The sequence below is a fragment of the Endozoicomonas gorgoniicola genome (genome assembly GCF_025562715.2).
GTDB classification, from domain to species: domain Bacteria; phylum Pseudomonadota; class Gammaproteobacteria; order Pseudomonadales; family Endozoicomonadaceae; genus Endozoicomonas_A; species Endozoicomonas_A gorgoniicola.
Genome location: NZ_JAPFCC010000001.1, coordinates 2,636,664 through 2,652,654 on the forward strand (window position 1 = coordinate 2,636,664; position 15,991 = coordinate 2,652,654).

Annotated in this window: 15 protein-coding genes; 11 read left to right on the forward strand and 4 right to left on the reverse strand. The window is 48.6% G+C overall.

Translation table 11 applies throughout. From position 1 onward, the window contains the following. Window positions 1–35: 35 nt before the first annotated feature. Window positions 36–890 carry a cytochrome C assembly family protein gene (locus tag NX722_RS12125; protein WP_262568199.1) on the reverse strand — a complete coding sequence of 285 codons (855 nt, stop codon included), beginning with the start codon at window positions 888–890 and terminating at the stop codon, window positions 36–38. Window positions 891–1,078: 188 nt separating this feature from the next. Between NX722_RS12125 and NX722_RS12130 the strand changes: the two genes are divergently transcribed. Both NX722_RS12130 and ffh read left to right on the forward strand, forming a co-directional pair. Then, window positions 1,079–2,968 carry a hypothetical protein gene (locus NX722_RS12130; protein ID WP_262568200.1) on the forward strand — a complete coding sequence of 630 codons (1,890 nt, stop codon included), beginning with the start codon at window positions 1,079–1,081 and terminating at the stop codon, window positions 2,966–2,968. Window positions 2,969–3,185: 217 nt separating this feature from the next. Beyond that, window positions 3,186–4,592, forward strand: coding sequence for a signal recognition particle protein (ffh, locus tag NX722_RS12135; protein ID WP_262568201.1), 1,407 nt, complete (start codon window positions 3,186–3,188; stop codon window positions 4,590–4,592). Window positions 4,593–4,662: 70 nt separating this feature from the next. Here the strand turns inward: ffh and NX722_RS12140 are convergent, their stop codons facing one another. Both NX722_RS12140 and NX722_RS12145 read right to left on the reverse strand, forming a co-directional pair. Further along, window positions 4,663–5,850, reverse strand: coding sequence for a S1 family serine peptidase (locus NX722_RS12140; RefSeq protein WP_262568202.1), 1,188 nt, complete (start codon window positions 5,848–5,850; stop codon window positions 4,663–4,665). A gap of 216 nt (window positions 5,851–6,066) precedes the next feature. Continuing rightward, window positions 6,067–7,014: a hypothetical protein gene (locus NX722_RS12145; RefSeq protein ID WP_262568203.1), complete on the reverse strand. Its 948-nt coding sequence runs from the start codon at window positions 7,012–7,014 to the stop codon at window positions 6,067–6,069. 306 nt (window positions 7,015–7,320) lie between these two features. Between NX722_RS12145 and rpsP the strand changes: the two genes are divergently transcribed. Genes rpsP through rplS form a run of 4 tightly spaced genes read left to right on the forward strand, consistent with a single transcriptional unit; the run spans window position 7,321 to window position 9,346 of the window. Next, complete coding sequence (rpsP, locus tag NX722_RS12150; RefSeq protein WP_262568656.1) at window positions 7,321–7,569, forward strand: 30S ribosomal protein S16; 249 nt, start codon at window positions 7,321–7,323, stop codon at window positions 7,567–7,569. A gap of 24 nt (window positions 7,570–7,593) precedes the next feature. Continuing rightward, window positions 7,594–8,151, forward strand: coding sequence for a ribosome maturation factor RimM (gene rimM, locus NX722_RS12155; protein WP_262568204.1), 558 nt, complete (start codon window positions 7,594–7,596; stop codon window positions 8,149–8,151). 42 nt (window positions 8,152–8,193) lie between these two features. Then, window positions 8,194–8,946 (forward strand): tRNA (guanosine(37)-N1)-methyltransferase TrmD, encoded by a 753-nt coding sequence (trmD, locus tag NX722_RS12160; protein WP_262568657.1) that lies wholly within the window; start codon window positions 8,194–8,196, stop codon window positions 8,944–8,946. 46 nt (window positions 8,947–8,992) lie between these two features. Next, window positions 8,993–9,346: a 50S ribosomal protein L19 gene (rplS, locus tag NX722_RS12165; protein ID WP_262568205.1), complete on the forward strand. Its 354-nt coding sequence runs from the start codon at window positions 8,993–8,995 to the stop codon at window positions 9,344–9,346. Window positions 9,347–9,487: 141 nt separating this feature from the next. Here the strand turns inward: rplS and NX722_RS12170 are convergent, their stop codons facing one another. Then, entirely contained in the window at window positions 9,488–10,084 is a 597-nt protein-coding gene (locus NX722_RS12170; protein WP_262568206.1) for a C58 family peptidase, read from the reverse strand. A gap of 241 nt (window positions 10,085–10,325) precedes the next feature. Between NX722_RS12170 and xerD the strand changes: the two genes are divergently transcribed. From xerD to NX722_RS12195, 5 genes are all read left to right on the forward strand, one after another. Further along, on the forward strand, window positions 10,326–11,231 hold the full coding sequence (gene xerD, locus NX722_RS12175; protein ID WP_262568207.1) for a site-specific tyrosine recombinase XerD: 906 nt from the start codon (window positions 10,326–10,328) through the stop codon (window positions 11,229–11,231). 131 nt (window positions 11,232–11,362) lie between these two features. Further along, a complete protein-coding gene (locus NX722_RS12180) occupies window positions 11,363–12,211 on the forward strand; it encodes a DsbC family protein (RefSeq protein WP_262568208.1) in 849 nt (282 codons plus the stop codon). A gap of 203 nt (window positions 12,212–12,414) precedes the next feature. After that, window positions 12,415–13,920: a hypothetical protein gene (locus NX722_RS12185; RefSeq protein WP_262568209.1), complete on the forward strand. Its 1,506-nt coding sequence runs from the start codon at window positions 12,415–12,417 to the stop codon at window positions 13,918–13,920. A 218-nt stretch (window positions 13,921–14,138) separates the two neighbouring features. Continuing rightward, window positions 14,139–14,450, forward strand: a complete 312-nt coding sequence (locus tag NX722_RS12190) for a hypothetical protein (RefSeq protein ID WP_262568210.1) — start codon at window positions 14,139–14,141, stop codon at window positions 14,448–14,450. A gap of 219 nt (window positions 14,451–14,669) precedes the next feature. Then, window positions 14,670–15,971 (forward strand): homoserine dehydrogenase, encoded by a 1,302-nt coding sequence (locus tag NX722_RS12195; protein ID WP_262568211.1) that lies wholly within the window; start codon window positions 14,670–14,672, stop codon window positions 15,969–15,971. Window positions 15,972–15,991 lie beyond the last annotated feature (20 nt).

The following is a 15,991-nucleotide window of genomic DNA, read 5'->3' on the forward strand; positions in this document are numbered from 1 at the left end:
CGGAATGACAAAAAATGCAGCCCCGTCAGAGCTGATTAATGACTCGTCAGTAACAACTCAACAACCAGATGCCAGCCAAAGTAAGCCACCATCAACATCACCAGACCGGCAACCGTCCAGCGCGTGGCGGTCTGACCTCGCCAGCCATAGAGTTTTCTTCCAGTCAGCAGGGTGGCAAACAGTCCCCACGCCAAAATCGACAGAATCGTTTTATGAATAATACGTGCAGCAAACATATCATCCATAAACAGAAATCCGGACACTAATGCCAGCGTCAGCAGAATCAACCCCACCGCCACGTATTCAAACAGTAGCTTTTCCATGGTTTGCAGAGGCGGCAGCGCCTGCATAATTTTACGACGATTGTGGTGTTTAAGCTGTCGCTCCTGATAGGACAGCATTAGTGCCTGAAACGCTGCCACCATCAGAATCCCGTAAGCCAGAACCGACAGCAGTACATGTGCAACCATCATCGAGGGCGGTCGCCAGACAATATGGTCAACCGGCGCCAGCCAGGCCAGCAGAACCGTTAGAATGGTAAAAGGAAGAATCAGCAGAAAAAGGCTTTCAGAGGGCTTGCGCAGGCTGCTGAGCAGCACCACTATGGTCACCATCAGAGAACTCAGTGAGGCAATATTAAATAAGCCCAGGTTTATACCACCAGGCCCGTGCAGTGAGAGATACAGGGCAACCGTTTGAAAAACTGCTCCTGCCGCTGTCGCAGCCAGCACCAGCTGACGAGACCCGGACTGGCTGAACACCCTGCGTCCCTGGGTCACAGCCCCCAGAGAATAAAACACAAACGCTCCGATACTCGCCAGCATAACATTCATTTCGTCAGCAACACTCTCTTTAACTGTTGTTGTGGCTTTGCTATGGGAGTGTGTCACATCTGACGCAAAGACTCAAAACACATCAGGGTTCGCTTATTAGTGTCTATAATCTCTCTCCCATAGAGAAAACTGAATATTCAGAGCTGCCGAAAGGTTAAGGGACAAATGTCGTGGAGATGTTAATTACCCACACACTCTCGCTCTGATGGTCAGGCTCACCCTGAAATAAAATAAGATGACCAAATATGAAACTTTATTACGTCTGTTTAGCCGCTATTTTACAAGTGGTCAGTTTGTCATCTCTGGCAGTACCCACCCCTCTATTGCTGGATCAACAGGACTGGCTCCAGAAACCAACTCTCTTGCCCATACATAAATGGCAACAATTACCAGGGGATCCAACACAGCAGAAAAGCATGAACAAAACTAACAGCTTTTTTGAATGGCAGGATATTTATTCGTGGATGAACACCCCATACTTTATAAAGGGTCAGATTCAGGGTTGGTTTTTTCCATCCATTGGTGAAAAGCAACCTGTCAAGAATTCAGAGCCGGATAATCAACACCGAGGTGCAACGGCTCTGACTGAAAATGAAGAAAATTCAGATTCTGAAGAGCGACCTGACTACGAGGAAACTCAGGATGATAATCCTTTCGGTTTAATGTCCAGAAGCATGATGGAAAGTTTTATGGCGATGCCTGGTTCCGATATGACCAGCAGTGTGAGAGAGCAGATACATACCTTTACCATTACACCCGATAATCAAACGCGTATTGATCCGCAAAGCTATCCCAACTTATCCGGGCTTGTTGAAACAGAAGGTCGCCTTCTTCTCATGTCAGGAACACTGCCACCATCGTTGTTGTCCGATATGGAAGAACACATAACGAGTGTACTTGCAGCGGAATCCACCTCAGTTGCTGAGCTTCCGCCAACACATCGGCTGAGAAGGTGGCTTAGATGGCTACGGTCATCTTCATTTACTTACACATACAAGCGAATTTATGAGCAGGATGAGGGTAACCCTCTGAACTCGGCCATGTTAAAACGATCTTATTACAACCTGGATGAATTAATAGCTCTTTACAATTTGATTATCGATTTTAATTTAACCCAGGAAGCTTTATCTGACATATTTAAAACATTTCTTACCAGCGTTATTACTGAAGAATTTTCTTTGCAAGACGATGAATTAACACTTCATATTATGGAGCAGCCAAGCTTATTGGCTCTGATATTGCTTTGCTATCATTCGTCAGTGCTACGAGTAGCCATAGAGAGTGGAAATATACAATTTGATTTCGCAACCTTCGGATTAAGAAAAATTGCTAATAGAGAACACTTTCAAAATTTAATGCTCGCGATGGATAAGATGCTAACCAGCATCATTACGGAAAAAAGAAGAAGAGACAGAGCAGTCGATGCAACTATTCATATTTTAAATCAGGAACCCGTGGCACTTCACCGGATTCAATCCAGTTACACCGGAGGAGATACCCCTCCAACGGTGACCACTAATGTACTTGAGACGCTGGACCGGTATGCCCGGAATTCTCCATTGAACAGTTCACAGGCGGCTATGGTTGTTTTTTCCCTGTTGCATATGCCCTGTATAATATCTGCACTGAACTGGCTGGAATCAAATTCTTTACCATACAATCAGCTCATTGGCTGGATTTCTTATCATCATAACTCACTGGTGAGACACTCACGTTCCGCATCCGACATACCTGTTCTTTATGCAGCGTTAAATTCTATAGTCCAAAGTGCCAACAGTGGTGAGGTTATTTCAGGAGCCAGCCAGCCAGTACCCGAAGAACTGTCGAATTTTGTGAATCGCTGGGTTCAGGGTGTTGAGGGCTCCCAACCCCAGTCATCCGGGGCTACATCAGCAGCTCCGGTTAATCCGGCGGACATTGAAGCCGATGATTTTGAGGTCCTTGATTCTACTCAGACAACAACAATCTCTCTGAATCCGCCAGTAGTACTCAATACATTAATTCAGATGCACCCTGACTTACTGATGGATCTGAACGCTCAGCTAGCTCTTGAAACTGAACCTGAGAAAAGAAAGAAAATTGTGAAAGCGGCTCTTGAAAAACAGGCAAATACACCATTCCGGTTTGTTGATTAGAGTGCTTATATTCCGTTCCCCTTACAGGTTTGTCTATGCAGCAGAAGTACTTCTGCTGCTTGCCTGTTGATTTGGCAACCGTCCACAGCAAAGGCGTGATTTGAATCCAAATCTCTGCCGGCTGCCCATTTACTGAGATTTTTGGATATAATGCACCACAACCTGCTTCACACCTTCTATGAGTCGCCTTTTTACACAGTGGCTCCGGGAATACAGAATGTTTGAGAATTTAACCGAACGCCTGTCGCAAACGTTAAAAAACGTGACCGGCAAGGCCAAGCTGTCTGAAGACAATATTAAAGAAACCCTGCGCGAAGTGCGCATGGCACTGCTGGAAGCGGACGTTGCCCTGCCAGTGGTCAGAGAATTCATCAATCGCATCAAGGAGCGAGCGATTGGTCAGGAAGTCCAGTCAAGCCTGAGTCCCGGCCAGGCGTTTGTAAAGATCGTTCAGGCTGAACTGATCGAGGTCATGGGCGCAGCCAACGACGAGCTGAACCTGTCTACCCAGCCTCCGGCGGTTATCCTGATGGCGGGTCTTCAGGGTGCGGGTAAAACCACCTCTGTCGCCAAACTGTCCAAATTCCTGAAAGAACGCCACAAGAAAAAGGTCATGGTGGTGTCTGCCGACGTTTACCGTCCGGCAGCGATCAAACAGCTGGAAACTCTGGCTGGCGAAGTCGGTGTTGACTTCTTCCCGTCCGACATCCAGCAAAAGCCCGTCGATATCGCCAACGCCGCCATTCATGAAGCCCGTATTGGTCATTACGACGTACTGATTGTCGATACCGCCGGTCGTTTGCATGTTGATGCCGGGATGATGGAGGAGATCCAGTCTCTGCACTCAGCCATCAACCCGGTGGAAACCCTGTTTGTGGTCGATGCCATGACGGGTCAGGACGCTGCTAACACCGCCAAGGCGTTTGGTGATGCCCTGCCACTGACCGGTGTCATCCTGACCAAGGCAGACGGTGATGCCCGTGGTGGTGCGGCTCTGTCCGTTCGCCATATTACCGGCAAACCCATCAAGTTTATGGGTGTCGGTGAAAAAACTGATGCCCTGGACCCGTTCCACCCGGATCGTATTGCTTCGAGAATTCTCGGCATGGGCGACGTTCTGTCGCTGATCGAAGAAGCCGAACAGAAGCTTGATAAGAAGAAAGCCGACAAACTGGCCACCAAGCTGAAAAAAGGCAAAGGCTTCGATCTCGAAGACTTCCGTGATCAGCTGCAGCAAATGAAGAAAATGGGTGGACTGGCCGGTGTAATGGACAAGCTGCCGGGCATGCCCGGTATGCCTGGCAATATGCCCGGACAGATGGATAATAAAATCTTTGTCCAGATGGAAGCGATCATCAACTCCATGACGCCAGCGGAACGTGCCAATCCGGACATTATGAACGGTTCCCGTAAAAAGCGTATTGCGGCCGGTTCCGGCACACAGATTCAGGACATCAATCGCCTGATCAAGCAGCACAAGCAGATGTCCAAGATGATGAAAAAGGTCTCTAAAAAAGGCGGCATGAGCAAACTGATGCGGGGTCTTGGTGGCATGAAAGGTCAGATGCCCGGCGGCATGGGCGGCATGATGCCACCGGGCGGCGGTAAAAAGTTCCCTTTCTGACCGCAGCTAAAACTCAGTGACTGCTCATCATTTTGTCGATCTGCAAAATGATGAGCAGCTTGCCTCAGGGCTACTCAATGCCTTTTAGTAATTTATAATGCTGTCGTTTCGTCAGTGAATTTTTTACATAATCACAATTTAACCCATTCTCAAGAACACACCGTCCAAAGTGTTCAAAATGGGAAAGCCTGGCATAAACACCGGGTTTCCTCTTCTTGGCACAACGATCACCTTCAGAGACGATACCAATCTGGTACGTTCTCATTCCCCCCATCTCCGTCTCCCGGTTTTGAAACAGAGGCCCTCCGCTATCTCCATAACAGGCATCCTTGTGGTATTTTTCGTCCGCTGCACAGAGATGGGAATCATGTATTCTGATGTTCCCCCTATCTTTGTAAGGGTTATAAAGCTCATTGCAGTTTAAGCCTGTAATCAGGTTTAATGAGACGCACTGCAAACGTTCAGGGTAATTATCCTCCCTGGCAGAATTCCGCCCCCAACCGCACACCTCTGCCCCAAGCCTTTTCAACTCAATATCATTATCCGTAATTTCTTCCCAGTCGAGATTAACCGGGGCGATATCATCAACAGCTTCATCCAGCAGGATAAAGGCAATGTCATTGCCGTGCTCAACACTCCGATAATTCGGATGACGTATATAATAACGACTCGTCCTTACCATCACTTCGTCTTTTACAGGATCAATAAAGGTGAGCTTGACCGCTTTTCTAAGACCCTTCCCTTTATTGTCATCCAGACAGTGCGCAGCCGTCATAGCCCACTGGCGGTGAACCAGGGTAGCAGAACACTCAAAGTCTGATGTTTCCGAGTACTTTTTGAGCGCCGGAACAACAGGCAGAACAACCGCCGGGGCAGTGGTATTTGTAATGGAAGTATTGGTAACAGAAGGGGCATGAGTGGTCGATGGTGAAGCGAACGTTATTCCTTTGGCAACCTTTTCGAAACGCAAATCGTCTCGTTTATCTTTGCTGATCTGTTCAAGCCCTGCCAGCCAGGGATATTGCCTCCAGTTTGCCGGCTCACCCCCTACAACACGACGCACCCTATGGGAAGCACCCTCTTTCGGCCAGTCTTCTGCTGAGTCTGTCAGCTCTTCCATTACCGGGGAAAGAGCAGGACGGTCATCAATACTGACAGGCGCGCCGGTACCTGAGGTTGAAATGAAAAGTAAACCTGCAAACAACATGGGCTGGGCACACTGCAGGCTGGAAAGTATGCTGAGTTTTTTGCTGGACAAAACCACACCTGTTAGAAATGAGTTCGGAATACGAGTCTATGCCAGCACAAAGTAGGTATCATATTCTTTTGTTATAGATGTTCTTTTCTCCTTATATAAGCCCTTTGCGATGGGGCTTACCCCGTCATGGTGTTTTGCAGTTGCAGAAAATGCTTATTTCATAAGCAACGGAAGCAAGCCAGAATACCGATGCAAAAATACAGCCTGTACCACGCCTCAGTTTACAGGCTCCAGAATGATTTCTACCAGCTTGAACGCCCCCCAATCACTCATCTGCTCACTATTTGAATCCACATAGTCTGGAATCATACTGACAGACCTTTTGTATCGGATATCTTTTCTAAAGTTGTTAAATCCGGGTTTGGCAAAACGGATATCATCCGAGTTGAAATTTATATTAATGTGGTTTTTAAAAGGTAGCTTCAACAGTCCGGTCAAACTGGCATTATATGGATTGCTGGGATTTTTTTTCGGCACGACAGTCAAAGTTAGAGAGGATTCCTCAAGCTTCATATCGTCAGGCAATGTATCTTCAAATTTTTTGTCAACCTTGTTTAAAGCACGTCTCAAGACTAACCATTCAGCAACCACCAACTTTATTTTATCATCAGTGAATTTCGAAGGGTCCTTCTGGTCTGAAAGAGTCAGGCTGTAATTCAATGCTCCGGAGTTTAAGGCACCTTGCTTGCTGAGCTTTGAGGTTTTGAAGGGTACATAGTGAACCTTTCCATTCTGGACTTCCTCAAGCTTCAGAACCCCCTGAAAAGCAACCCCCTCAAGCTCACTGCCGGAGTAGCTGGCATTTTTATTGCCGAGTAGTGACTTATCAACACAGAAGCTTTTAACATCAGTGCCAGTAGTAGCGGGGCCATAAAGGATATAGCTTGCAAGATTATAAGTTCCAGTGACAGAAATCACCGCATCCAGACTATCAAAAGCGCTGACAGTTTCAATCCTGTCATCGCAATACTCCTCACCACAGACCACTTTATCCAGGCTCCTGCCATCATCATAATCACAATAATCCGTGTAATATTCTTTTGTCTTCCAGGACTCAAGGTCAGACCTGGTTGCTGAGCTGCCGTCAGAGAGTGCTGCACAAAAGGCATTGCCGGAAAAAAAGGCTGAGGCCGCAATCATGAATGGTAGAGAGATTGACTTCATCAGTACTTCACCACAAGTAATATAAGGGGATATTTACGGGATCAATCGGCTTGTCATCAAGCTGTGAATGATAATAGTTCGCATTCAATTATTTGCAAATAATATTTATCTCCTCCTCAGCTTCGTTTATAAACGCTTCCCAGTTGTCAGCATTGATTTTATTCCTTAGAATATGCGCCCTTTGTGATGGGGTTTATCCCGTCAGGTAGTCTGTGTCTGCAGAAAATGCTTATTTCACAAGCAACGGAAGCAAGCCAGAATACCGATGCAAAAGTTGCCGGACCACGATTACAGGAAACCCATTCCATGGTAACAATTCGTCTCGCTCGCGGCGGTTCCAAGAAGCGCCCATTTTACCACCTGACCGTAGCTGACAGCCGTAAGGCTAACAGCGGCCGTTTTATCGAGCGCGTAGGTTTCTTCAACCCTACCGCCCGTGGTCAGGAAGAGCGTCTGCGTGTAGACAACGAACGTGTTGAGTTCTGGCTGGGCCAGGGCGCAGGCATGTCCGATCGCGTAGCTCAGCTGGTTAAAGAAGCTCAGAAAGCTGCTTAATCCGCTGTTTGAAGGAATTTACCAGTGACAAAAGCTGCAGTTGAAGCATCCAGCAAGGGTCTGGTGACTCTGGGAAAAATCACTGCTGTATACGGGATCAAGGGTTGGGTAAAGGTGTATTCACACACGGACCCCATGACCAACATCCTGGATTACAAGCACTGGATTCTGGATCACAATGGTCGCCAGCAGACCATTGAAGTCGATCAGGGCCGCCGTCAGGCAAAGGGCCTGGTCGCACACATCGCAGGTTGTGATGACCGGGATATCGCCCGCCAGTATTGTGGTGCCGAGATCAAGGTTCACGCCAGCGAACTGCCCGAGGCTGCCGATGATGAAATTTATTGGCACGAACTCGAAGGACTGAATGTCATCACCCGCAGCGATGCAGGCGAAGACCTTCTTCTGGGCAGAGTCAGTCATCTGATGGAAACCGGAGCCAATGATGTTCTGGTGATTCGCCCCTGCAGGGGCAGTATCGACAAGTCCGAACGCCTTGTGCCGTGGCTGGTCGATCAGGTGATTGAAGAAGTGAACCCTGAAGCAGGGTTCATTCGGATTGACTGGGATCCGGAATTTTAATCCGTTATGGAACATCACAACAATGATGCCATAACGGCAGATATGTGGTTCGGTGTGGTCACACTGTTTCCTGAAATGTTTCGCGCGATTACCGAACACGGTATTTCCGGGCGAGCCGTTAAGGAAGGCAGTGTAGCGGTAGAAACCTGGAATCCCCGGGACTTTACCCACGACAAACACCGGACTGTGGATGACCGACCTTATGGCGGTGGTCCCGGCATGTTGATGAAAATTCAACCTCTGCGTGACGCCATCCATGCAGCAAAACAAGCTGCTGGAACCGATGCCACAGTGATATACCTGTCTCCCCAGGGACGCCCGTTAGATCAGGCAGGGGTTCAGGAACTCGCCGCAAAAAAGCGGATCATTCTGGTAGCGGGGCGGTATGAAGGTATTGATGAGCGCGTAATCAACAACGAAATCGACGAGGAATGGTCGATTGGGGATTACGTATTAAGTGGTGGCGAACTCGCCTCCATGACCCTGATTGATGCAGTATCACGCTTTGTACCGGGCACCCTGGGTCATAAGGATTCCGCCCAAGAAGACTCCTTTGCGGACGGCCTTCTTGACTGCCCGCACTACACCCGTCCGGAAGTATTTGAAGGACAGGCAGTGCCGGAAGTACTGATGTCAGGCAACCACCAGCGAATTCGCGAATGGCGCCTGAAACAGTCTCTGGGCAGAACCTGGCTGCGACGCCCTGACCTGCTTGAAGGTCGTGAGCTGACCGGCGAGGAAAAGAAATTACTTGCTGAGTTCCAGCGTGAACACAGCGAAGCCAGCAAAGGGTAAACCCTTAATTTGGCGGAAATCTTGACTATCGGGAGCAAAAGCTAAAATGAGCAAGAACAGAATTATTGAAGCGCTCGAAAACGAGCAAATGAACAAGGAAATCCCTGCCTTCGCACAGGGTGACACCGTTGTTGTACAAGTTAAGGTAAAAGAAGGCAACCGTGAGCGTCTGCAGGCGTTTGAAGGTGTTGTTATCGCTATCCGTAAGCGTGGCCTGAACTCTGCTTTCACCGTTCGTAAAATCTCCAGCGGTGTTGGCGTTGAGCGTGTATTCCAGACTTACAGCCCACTGATCGACTCCATCACTGTTAAGCGCCGTGGTGACGTTCGTCAAGCCAAGCTGTACTACCTGCGTGAGCGTAGCGGTAAGGCTGCTCGCATCAAGGAAAAGCTCAAGTAAGATCGCTTTGATCCCGGCTCAAACCGGGACCGGAAAAATCTTTATTTATTGTTCTGACAATCCGGCAACTTTTGTTAGACATCAAAAAAAGCGACTTCGGTCGCTTTTTTTGTACCTGATCTCTGCCCTCCCCAACCAACGCTATTTTTTGGGGTAGGGAGTCACTCTGGCAATATACCAGTTACAGTTCAGGACAGGTTGATAATTGAGATAAATATGAGCGGAAACCTTATGCATGAATTCAGCTGAGTCGTTAAAACGGTACAAAGCAAGTGTGGAGTCAAAAAAGTCCAGCTCATTCCCCTGAACCCGCGTTCCCATAACATGCCCCATATTTTCCAGATTACCCATCAGGTAAATTAAATGAAACCCCTCCCTTAGCGATATGTCACAAGCATTCATGAAAGGATCGAATTGACTTAGCCCATATCTGCAATATTCAACGGATAATCCGTTACCCAATAGAAAATCACTCATTTCCTGCAAGAAATTTAGCTGCTTTCTAACACGGGGGACGATTAAGTTATTGTACGCTGACGATATAACACCCATCAAAGATACCGAACCCAGCTCATCAAATGAATTAAGGGCACCATTGGCCATACTTTTTTTTATCCAGATTATCGTCATGCCCACGCACAGGCCTACTCTCGTAGTGGGAACGGGGATTGTCGTCCCTTTTTTCCAACGGACATTGAGCGTATAGGGATTAACAGTGGAAAAAACCTCGGTAACCATAACAATCCACCTTACTAGCCAGTATGTCAAACATAGACCATTTGCACTGATTTAAGGCTCCAACCCGGAAATATCAAGGCTTGCTCAAGAGGGAAAAATGACTATTAAAGTCGAGAAGACTTCACCCCCAAGAGCAAGCCATGACCAAGTAACACACCCAGCCGCCCACCTTCCCGTGGCCATTTGCCTGCCGGGGCAGAATTCCTATACCATCCACTCAATACACCAACCAGTCGAACCAATGCCTGAACTCCCTCAAACCAACGAACCCGTTACGCAGTTTCTCCAGCATCTCTGGCTGGAAAAAGGCCTGAGTGAGAATACCCGCTCGTCTTATCAACGTGATCTCAGGCAATTCCAGGAATGGTTACAGGAACACGAACAGAAACCGGTGACCGAAGCAACCCGTGACAGCCTCAGTCACTACCTTGCCTGGCGCTACGAGCAACGCTACAAGCCTGCCTCAACCGCCCGAAGCCTCTCGAGCCTGCGTGGTTTTTACCGGTTCCTGCTCAGGGAAGGTGAACTGGCCAGAGATATCACCGCCAATATCGAACTGCCCAGACAGGGTCGCTCACTGCCTAAAACCCTGACAGAATCCGATGTCGAAACCCTCCTGAATGCACCGGATACCGACACTACACTGGGTCTTCGTGACCGATGCATGCTGGAACTACTTTACGCCTGTGGTTTACGGGTGTCAGAACTGGTGACGCTGACGTTAGACCAGATCAACCTGCGACAGGGCATTGTTCGAATCACAGGCAAAGGTGGCAGGGAACGCTTATGCCCAATGGGAGAAGAAGCCCTGACCCGGATTCTGGACTATATGAAATGTGCCAGACCCGAACTACTCAATAACATTGACAGCCCGGTCATGTTTCCGGGTCGACGAGGCCAGCCCATGACCCGTCAGACCTTCTGGCACCGAATCAAGCACCACCAGCAGACAGCAGGCATAACAGCGGATGTATCTCCCCATGTATTACGCCATGCCTTCGCCACTCACCTGCTTAACCACGGTGCCGACCTGCGGGTGGTTCAGTTACTGCTTGGACACAGCGACCTATCCACCACCCAGATTTACACCCATGTGGCGCGACACCGACTGGAAACACTTCACGCGGAACACCACCCCCGGGGATGACAAAGCCTCAACAGCGACTAAACTTCTGTGCCATACAATCCGATCAAGTCTGTTAGCAGTAACGATTTAACCAACAACAATCAAGCCAGCCAAAAGGCCTGGACCAAAAACAATAGAAACGAGGAACCCTCATGCGGCACAGCGCACTGATCCTTCTGGCTGGACTGATAGCCACACAGCCTCTTCTGGCAGAAGAAAAAGCCAGCCAAAAGCCTGAAACAACGGCTGTTGCCTCTTACGACAAAGAACTGGCAGGAATCCGTGAAGCGATAGAAATCCAGCTTAAGTCCCGTGACCCCAATATTCCTATCGAACGTGTTGAGCGAACCGGGTGGTCAGATGTCTACATGGTGGTTCTGACCGGAGGAGTTGTTATCTATGCCAGCAAAGACGGCCGCATGATCCTCAGAGGCGATATGCTGCGGCTGGAAGACGACGGCGGCATTACCAATTTGACAGAAAGCGTTCGTAATACCGCCGTAGCCCGGCAGCTAAACAAAATAAAGCCTGCCGATGTGATCAGCTTTAAACCCGAAGGCGAAGTTAAAGGTGTCGTTTATGCATTCACCGACGTTGACTGCGGTTATTGCCGGAAACTCCATCAGGAAGTGCAGGCAATGAATGATCTGGGCATCGAACTGCGCTATCTTGCCTTTCCAAGAGGCGGGCCGAACTCCCCGGCCTACAGCAAGATGGTCAACGCATGGTGCGCAGAAGACCGCAAAAAGGCTATTTCTGACCTTAAAACCGGCAAAGATATACCCTCCACGGCTGTTACCAAAAAAGGCGAACCACAACCGGAAGGCTCCTGCGCAGTGCTGGTTGATCAGCAGTATCAACTGGGAAACAAGCTGGGTGTCAATGGCACACCTGCCCTGTTCCTGGAAGATGGTCGGGCCATTCCGGGCTACCGCCCTGCAGCCGAACTGGCAAAAATTATGGGCATTACCCCACCCGCTCTCCCCGCTGCTTCTCAATGATGAATGGCTCTTAATGGGATAGATATCTCTTAATGGGATGGATGTCTCTTAATAGGATGTCTCTTAACAGGATGTCTCTTAACAGATAGTTGCCTGCCCTGCTGGCAAGGCAACTTCACCGCACCTTCCCTGCATTGGTCATTGAACTTTCTCAGGTCAGAGCTGTCTTTAGAGTATCGGGATAACCAAACGGACTTATTACTATGGAAGGACAAAGCGCTACCTCAGCCTCTAAACCAAGCTGGTACAACTACTGGCTCGACTTCCCCGACCTGAAAAAGGAATCGGAGAATTCCGGCGAAACGACGAATTCCGGCAAAACGACGAAAGTATCCATCGTTCCTGCGGAACCTTCCCAGACGGCTGCCGGTTCACCCTCCGACTCAGCCCTTCCGGAAACAAAAGACGTTAGACAAAGAAATGTTATTTCTGCCAATAGCTCCATACAGAGCCCCGACGAGCCTGTTGCCAATTTTGACAAAAACTTCACTGCGTTGATTGAGGATGCCCTATGGAACACATGCCCACCTGAAGAGGAAGACCAGTCCAGGCCCCGGCTCCCATCCCCCACTTTAACGGGCAATATTTCTCTGGGAACAGCACCAACAGAGGAAGGCAAAAATGAGAAAACAGAACAATTATTGTGCAATTATGACTTTGTTGAGCTGCAAGATTCCGACAAACAGGTCTGCAACCTCCTCCAGCATTCCACGAGCAGTGTCAACACAATCTGCCAGAAAGAATGGAGACTTCTAAGTGAAGAAGAGCAGGAAGACGCCCTGAAGGAAATAAGAGCCCTTACCCAGCTGCTTAGCACCTTTTCATCAGACGATCTGGCAACGATACTGGTCAGAGAAAGCTCAGGGCTGGAAGCCGCCTCGAGAATTGAACACCTTCAATCTCAGCTTGAGAAAATCAACGAAAATTACCGGGGACTGGCTGCCCTTTTGCAGCCCACGGAACCCGTCATCCAGGATACCAAAGCGTTATGTAACGCCCTGTACCCCAGAATTAAGCAATTACAGGTAAACCAGCTGGCAGGCTCCCATAAAGCCAGCGAATCCAGCTGGGAATCCTGCAACAATGTTGCCTGCGGCGATCCGCGCAAGGTTAACCCGGATGGTATATCTGCACAGTTTGAAATTGATATTCTGCGACAATCCAATTTCGCCATTTTCAACGGTGAAGGAGAGCTACAGTTCCATTCCGCAGTAAAAAATTATGAGTATCAGCAGGAGAACAATGAAAACAGTAATGAGCGCTTCAAGGAAGACTGCCGCAAGGAACTGATAAAATTATGCGCCGGCTACCCCGGTCATATGCTGGCCGTTGTGTCTGACCTGGCCAGTCAGAGTCCATACAACGCTATGTGCCACGCCATGAAACAGTTATTTACAGAGCAGCTGAAAGGAGATCACGTTATCGCTCCGCAGGAACGCAAAATAGAAACACGCTTGCTACCACAACCGGACGGCACACTGGTCGTTGAATTAACCCTTGCTTTTAACCAGTACAAACTTAATGATCCGGATGGACGACAGTGTCTGGTTGATCAACCCGCACTGATAAAGTCTCGCACCACTCTGGACCCAGGTAGACTGGATGAACGAAAGCTGGACGATATTGAGCTGCACCTGCTTTCTGCAGACAGCTGTATTAACTTTACGGAACGCCCCTTAGCTTCGCGCCAGAGGTCTATAATTTCATAAAGTGTCATCTACAGTACAAGTCGGATGTTGTCTGAACTGATGTTGTCTGAACTATAGTCGCATTAAAAGCTTTTTAGTCAATCTGGCCTTGCATCATGAAGCTCCACTCAAAAGTTAAAGTTATAAATAAATACAAAAGCCCCCGTGAGCTGGAGGACGATTTGTACAACATAATTAATACCGTAAAAGGAATGGGCTATAGGAAAGAGGATGTCGAGATGCTTGAAGTAAATTTGAGAATAAATTTTCCATTGTATATCCGCAGACAACTTCAGGAATTATTTGTTGGCAATTTCGCAAAAAAAATTCCAGTCCGGGCTGCTCACTATATCAGTCGTGACCAGTTCAGTCCTGACCCCAGCCTGTTGAGCAGACTGGCTATACGTATTGCTACATTGAGCCACCCAATCTCTGTTATCGTTGCATCGAATACACTGATTTTTTTATTTAATAAGCAGTTTGTATGGGGACACCAGATCACTAGAACCCCATTTTTGGACAACCATATCATCAATGTTGATTTAATGTAGCCATGCTGCGCTACCAACGACAAAGCTCGCATCAGCCCGGTATTTGTAGCTATAATCAGCCCCTGCGTTTTACAAACCTGAATAATACAACTCTGCCCGGGAAGTCGGCACGGTATCGATCCAGACTCTACAGCAACAACACTCTTTCAGGCTTTCTGCAGAATCACACAACGTCGAATAAACCATTAACAATAAGTTTTAATAAGAGGGTGAAGCATTTTGAAACCGGTTAAGGTAGGAATATGCGGTCTGGGTACCGTCGGTAGCGGTACCTTCAATGTATTAACCCGTAACACTGAAAGCATTACTGCCCGAACTGGCAGACCCATCATTATTGAGCAGGTAGGAACCCGTCGCGGCAACCCGGCTTGCGACACCAGCCGTACATCCGTTACCACCGATATCTTTGATGTTGCGCGCAATCCTGACATTGATATCGTTGTCGAACTGATTGGCGGTTACGACGTTGCCAAAGACCTGATCATGACAGCCATCAGCAACGGCAAACACGTTGTGACCGCAAACAAAGCCCTGATCGCTGAGCACGGTAATGAGATTTTTCACGCTGCCCTGGAAAACAATGTCATTGTCGCTTATGAAGCCGCTGTGGCCGGGGGAATTCCGGTTATCAAAACCCTGCGTGAAGGCCTGGCAGCCAATGATGTCAACTGGCTGGCCGGAATTATCAATGGTACTGGTAACTTTATCCTGACCGAAATGGGCGACAAAAACCGTCCGTTCGAAGAGGTGCTGAAAGAAGCCCAGGAGCTGGGTTATGCCGAAGCCGACCCAACCTTTGACGTGGAAGGCATTGATGCCTGCCACAAACTGACCATTATGGCTTCCATCGCTTTCGGTATGCCACTGCAGTTTAACAAAGCATTTACAGAAGGCATCAGCCAGGTGACGCCAGGCGATATCCAATACGCTGAAGAACTGGGTTACCGAATCAAGCATCTGGGCATTTCCAAAAAAACAACTAAAGGCGTTGAGCTTCGGGTACATCCGGCGCTGATCCCCGCTGATCGGCCGATGGCCAATATCAATGGTGTACTCAATTCCGTTGTGATCAATGCCGATGCCATTGGTGAAACCATGCTGGTAGGCCCCGGAGCAGGCGCAGAGCCTACTGCCTCTTCCGTTGTGGCTGATATTATCGACATCGCCCGCAACCTGGAAACACCTCCGTCAATGCCTTTCCCACTTGGCTACAGTGCGGACGCCATGCAACCATTGGAAGTGCTGCCTGCCGATGAGATCGACTGCGCCTACTACCTGCGTATTCATGTAAACGACCACCCCGGTGTGATCACGGCACTGAGTTCTGTGCTGGGCAAAAACAACATCAACATTTCTGCAATGACCCAGAAAGCCGCCCGTGAACACGACATGCATGCCGATGTGGTGATTCTCACAGAAATCGTCAAGGAGTCGGTTATGAAGCAGGCTCTGACAAAAATTGAAGCCCTGGAAGATGTGCAGGCTCCGGTTGCCCATATTCGTGTCGAAGCGCTTTGCTGAGCCATGACTTAAAGTATGGG

What these genes read in the sequence shown, in the direction of transcription:
- NX722_RS12130 (WP_262568200.1), top strand. Translation starts at nt 1,079, where the DNA reads ATGAAACTTTATTACGTCTGTTTAGCCGCTATTTTACAAGTGGTCAGT.
- ffh (WP_262568201.1), top strand. Translation starts at nt 3,186, where the DNA reads ATGTTTGAGAATTTAACCGAACGCCTGTCGCAAACGTTAAAAAACGTG.
- NX722_RS12145 (WP_262568203.1), bottom strand. Translation starts at nt 7,014, where the DNA reads ATGAAGTCAATCTCTCTACCATTCATGATTGCGGCCTCAGCCTTTTTT.
- rpsP (WP_262568656.1), top strand. Translation starts at nt 7,321, where the DNA reads ATGGTAACAATTCGTCTCGCTCGCGGCGGTTCCAAGAAGCGCCCATTT.
- trmD (WP_262568657.1), top strand. Translation starts at nt 8,194, where the DNA reads ATGTGGTTCGGTGTGGTCACACTGTTTCCTGAAATGTTTCGCGCGATT.
- rplS (WP_262568205.1), top strand. Translation starts at nt 8,993, where the DNA reads ATGAGCAAGAACAGAATTATTGAAGCGCTCGAAAACGAGCAAATGAAC.
- NX722_RS12170 (WP_262568206.1), bottom strand. Translation starts at nt 10,084, where the DNA reads ATGGTTACCGAGGTTTTTTCCACTGTTAATCCCTATACGCTCAATGTC.
- xerD (WP_262568207.1), top strand. Translation starts at nt 10,326, where the DNA reads ATGCCTGAACTCCCTCAAACCAACGAACCCGTTACGCAGTTTCTCCAG.
- NX722_RS12180 (WP_262568208.1), top strand. Translation starts at nt 11,363, where the DNA reads ATGCGGCACAGCGCACTGATCCTTCTGGCTGGACTGATAGCCACACAG.
- NX722_RS12185 (WP_262568209.1), top strand. Translation starts at nt 12,415, where the DNA reads ATGGAAGGACAAAGCGCTACCTCAGCCTCTAAACCAAGCTGGTACAAC.
- NX722_RS12190 (WP_262568210.1), top strand. Translation starts at nt 14,139, where the DNA reads ATGCTTGAAGTAAATTTGAGAATAAATTTTCCATTGTATATCCGCAGA.